4 protein-coding genes and 1 pseudogene are annotated in these 4583 nt (G+C 33.2%); all 5 read right to left on the bottom strand.

The features are described 5' to 3' along the window. The coding region (locus tag AB5935_RS23475; protein WP_368327622.1) for a hypothetical protein at positions 1-383 on the bottom strand (383 nt) is incomplete at its 3' end. Between the two features lie 837 nt (positions 384-1220). Next, complete coding sequence (locus AB5935_RS23480; protein WP_007754395.1) at positions 1221-1856, bottom strand: recombinase family protein; 636 nt, start codon at positions 1854-1856, stop codon at positions 1221-1223. Positions 1857-2139: 283 nt separating this feature from the next. After that, the gene (locus tag AB5935_RS23485; RefSeq protein ID WP_368327623.1) at positions 2140-3165 is read right to left on the bottom strand and encodes a DUF3871 family protein; all 1026 of its coding nucleotides are present in this window, start codon (positions 3163-3165) and stop codon (positions 2140-2142) included. Between the two features lie 619 nt (positions 3166-3784). Next, the gene (locus tag AB5935_RS23490) at positions 3785-4210 is read right to left on the bottom strand and encodes a hypothetical protein (RefSeq protein ID WP_074859716.1); all 426 of its coding nucleotides are present in this window, start codon (positions 4208-4210) and stop codon (positions 3785-3787) included. 117 nt (positions 4211-4327) lie between these two features. After that, positions 4328-4583: pseudogene (locus AB5935_RS23495) on the bottom strand (hypothetical protein); the annotation flags it as partial.

The raw sequence follows: 4583 nt of genomic DNA on the forward strand, positions 1-4583 counted from the left end.
CTCTCATAGTCTTCAACAATCAGTTTCCCCCATGATTGGCTGTTATGTAAAGGATGTACATTAGCCAAACAAAGCTCACCGTTATCTAAGTATAACGTTAAATACGCCCTTCTGCTCTTAATAATAGAAGTAATGTCTCTGTCATTTTCGTAAGCGTTAATAATACTAAGTCGACACAATTCCTGTTGATTAGTATTATTGCTTTTTAATTGAACTCCAAAGAAATGCCAAGACCCTGTGTCTCCTTCAATTATATCCAATTCTTCTGTGTTTTCAGGTATAGCCTCAAAAATTGCAGAAAATTCAATTTCTTGCCCTGGGTGACATACCGTTTGTCCATCTTTATTGGCTATTCCATTAGTAAATAAAAGTTTATACTTCATATTCTTTACCTTTAAATACATAGAGTTGTTTCCATCTTTAGGGAGTGATAAATAGATATAACGTGAATTACTCTCATTAGACCTGTACAGGAAATCCACTTGTGTATGTGCACTCAATATCGTTATTTTCTTTATAAAAATATTATTTTGAGATGCATGTTTTACGTTAGGAAATACAATATCTTTAGAATATGAATAGGTACATTGCCATATTGCTAATATGAATGTTATGACTGGTAGAATTTTTCTCATAAATATAAAAATTGGTATTCTTTAATAGAAATGGATTATGATTGTTTTTCAAAATTGGCAACATTGCTTAATAAGCCTTGCTACAGTAGGTATAATTATATATCTGTTTCCATATTATTCAACACATTTATGTACCCTGTTCCCTTTAGATACTGTTATACAATAAAAAAGGTGTGGAACGTATTGTCTTATCTCATTCTCTGGCTCTCGCATTGCCTTTGGTACGGATAAAACAATAGCCCACACCAATATTGACAATATCTAAAGCCTTAAAGATATAAGGTAGGTATATATCAAATGGTGTGGTGCTATTGCTATCATCTTCGTACCGTTATCAAATTTGCGAGATTTGAGAATGGAAGATAATTTCAATAACACCTTTCGTAATATGTCCTTTCAGACCTAACACATTAGGTATCTGAAATTGCCACAAAGTTACGAAAAGCGTTCGTAATAGCAAGAACTATTGTTTATTAAAAGTTGAGAGCTATCCCTTCTTTATAAATCCATGGTAGTGGAAAAATTCAAGACCACCCATATAAAAACTAAATCTCTGAATTTTTCCACCCCACCGATATTTCATGCTTATGGCTTTATAAACTGATTTTTTATCCGTTGAACGGTGGAAATACCAATACTTTGTAGCTTAGCTATATTTCTGATTGAATAGCCTTTTCTTAGTAAAGCAATGACTTCTTTATATTCCTCTTTTTTCTTATCATCCGTTTTGGTTGAACCTGTCTTTCTGCCAAGTTTACCACCTTTGGCAATATAATTTGCCCTACCACTATTCAAACGGTATTGGATATTGCTTCTTTCGATATTTGCCATTTCTGCAAGTACTGTCACCATGATAGACGCTATTGGATTAACTTCCCCATTTGGTTGCAAAGTATATAAGCCCAAGTTCTGTATGTAAACCGATACTTTCGATTCATGCAATATATCCAAAGAGCGAAGAACCTGTAATGTACTTCTTCCTAGTCTTGACAATTCAGATAAAAGTAGGATATTCACAGATTCACGTTTACAGTATTCCAGGCATTCCCCTAAAATCTGTCTTTCCTCTATTTTCTTTGCACCTGAAATATGCTCCTGGAATATATTCACAATTTCTATATCCTGTGAGATAGCATATTTCTTTAAATCCTCTATTTGTCTGCTCGTGTCCTGTCTGTCATTACTTGACGAAACACGAGCGTATATTACGGCTGTTTTCATTTTATTCTTTGATTAAATTGATAACATGAAAGAATGTGTTCAAACCACCTTTGCAGATTTATTTGAACACATTCCTGTTTTGAACACTAACGAGGTTTATTCGCTTCCTCAATATCCCATAAACCTATAAAAATCACAAGCCATATCAACGGCACACACGCACTAATCATAGCCAATACCACAAAAAAGAGCCAAACGAGTATCTTATAATAGAACATGATTCTTTATTTTACGTAGTTAATAAAATAGGAGAATACCCATTTCTGAATATTCCCCTGTTTAATCAATCAATAAACCACTTATATTTAGTGTCTCCATGCAAAGCGGCATTTATTCCCGTTGCTATTTCGGTTGCATTTACCGCTCTATCCAAGAATGAATCTATATAACTGCTCTTATTTGCTCCTGTCAATAGATTATACAATTTCCACATACTAATATCATTCCCCAAGCTCCCAAAATTCTTATCATTGATATATGCTTTTGCAACTGTATTTATTTGCGAATCAGTGATAAGCATTTTAGGAATATCTTTTTGATAACCTTGTGGTAATGATTGATAAAGTCTCATTCTCCCAAGTAATTGGCAAAATTGATGTTCTGTGAGATATGAGTTACCAAGTGTTTGCAACAAATGTAGATGTTTTGCAGGTTGATAACTCTGAAACATTTCCAATACTGCCCGATATAAATCTTTGGTATTAGTAACTTCCAAGCAACTAAGAAAACCGTCTGTTGATACACACAAATTTGTGCATACTTTACAGGTAAAGCCTGCAAATACTTTAAAGCGTTCTGCTCCCTTTTTACTATACAAATTTGTGTGATTATAAGCTCTCACACCACCAATAGTAAGAGTTAGCTTATTTCCGTTCACCGTTTCGTAAATCGTAGGAATCTGAATAATAAAAGCACATCTTTCGTAGTAGATAGTCTTGTCACTTTCAAGAAGTTGATTTGCAGGTTTGTGTATTGCTTCGGGGATTCTTCCCTTGATAATGTGACTTACACGAATATCGGGCTTATCAATGCTTTCACCACTGAAAAATGCATTTGCAGCGTCATAAACAGTATCAATAAATGCAGGGTGAGGAATTGTAAGCTCATTGTCTTTGGCAAATACGGGTGTAATACAATCTTCTTTTAAATGTTGCATTGTTACCTCTAGTGTATTAGCTTCCAAGAAATGAGGATTCTCTTTTTTAACTTTTGGTTGTTCTTCGATTATTACCGCTTCTTCTGCATACTCACCAAAGTTGTTTTCCTTTCTAACCTGTGGCACATTGCCAATAATTTGTAGATTTCTCATAACGAATAAAATTTTAAATGATTTATAAATTGATTACATGGATTGAAATATATTTCATTTCTCTCCAACTACTCTAGGGGGGCATAAAAGGGTACTCTTTTCACCCGTACGTAACTTTCAATTCAGTAAATCATAGGAGAAATAAGCTGATATATATTTAAGCTCCTATTTTTATAGGTAGGGGGTATTATATATAAAGTACCTATACTTTATTGCGTGCCTATGTATTACTATGCACTATAATAGAAAGGAGAGTATTATACTGCCATATAAAGATATGCTAAGTAGTAATATCAAAGAATGAGAATTATTTATTTTTTTACCTTGTTTATTATGAGTAACTTTGGGTATTCTTAAAAATCAAGAACTACCTGTTTGGCAATGGTTCAACTCCTTGAATTATATGTAAATCAAACAGGTCATATTTACATTTTCCCACACTTCCATTGGGAAAATTAACTCCCATATTTAAAATTGCGAACTGCTATATCCCTTGTATTAGACAAGAATTTAGAAGTTCCACAAAAAAAGCCGCATTTGACTGTTTTTAGACGTACAGTCGCTTGCGGCTATTTTTGTATTCAGTTGACTAGATAGAAGTCTTTGTACTTTTAAACTCTTAAAAATCGATTGTATAAGATGCAGATGTTGATGTATTAGAACTTCCAACATTATTGCTTTTACTTTCCTTTAGTGTAAAAGGTTCATCACCTTTACAGACATAAATATAAACAGTAGGCCATCCACCTCTAGCTGTAATATTTGTTCTAAATCCTTTAGAAACAGGGCCGTAAGTTTGCGACCAACTTCTCTGTTTACTAGTCGCAATAGTTTCACTTCCTTTGCCTGTTGAAACAGTAATGGATTCGAGATTATATTTCATCGCTCCTTTTGCTTCATATTTGACATAATAAACTGTGGAATCTTCACTTCTCTCTGAATCATCTTTATCACAACTCGCAAAACTAATAATGCAGAAAGACAATAAAAGTGTCTCTAATAAAAAACTTATTCTCATTTTACAAAAAAATAAATATTCGTACATCTATATAAGCATAAATCAACATTGCAAATATACATTTTTTTAGAAAATGTTGAATGTAAATTACTGTTTTTTCTTTCAATTGCACAAAGATTAGTTACAATACAAATTATATAAGCTTCATACATACATGAGCATTTCTGTAGCTTCTTGTCGCTTTGGCTCTATATTCAAAAGAGCTCTTTTAAAATACTCCCAATGCGGTTCTAGTGGGAGAGTTGGAAATCTTTTAGGGAAAAGAATATCTTTCATATAGGCTTCAAATCCCATAGGTGAATATTTCTTATCTTCAATAAGCTCTGCATTATACATACTCCACCAAGTCTGTATATTGGGGGTACACATAGCAAGTCCATCGCATTGCACAGATTTACCT

Source organism: Phocaeicola sp. RTP21198st1_B8_RTP21198_201120, assembly GCF_040929485.1.
Taxonomy (GTDB): domain Bacteria; phylum Bacteroidota; class Bacteroidia; order Bacteroidales; family Bacteroidaceae; genus Phocaeicola; species Phocaeicola dorei.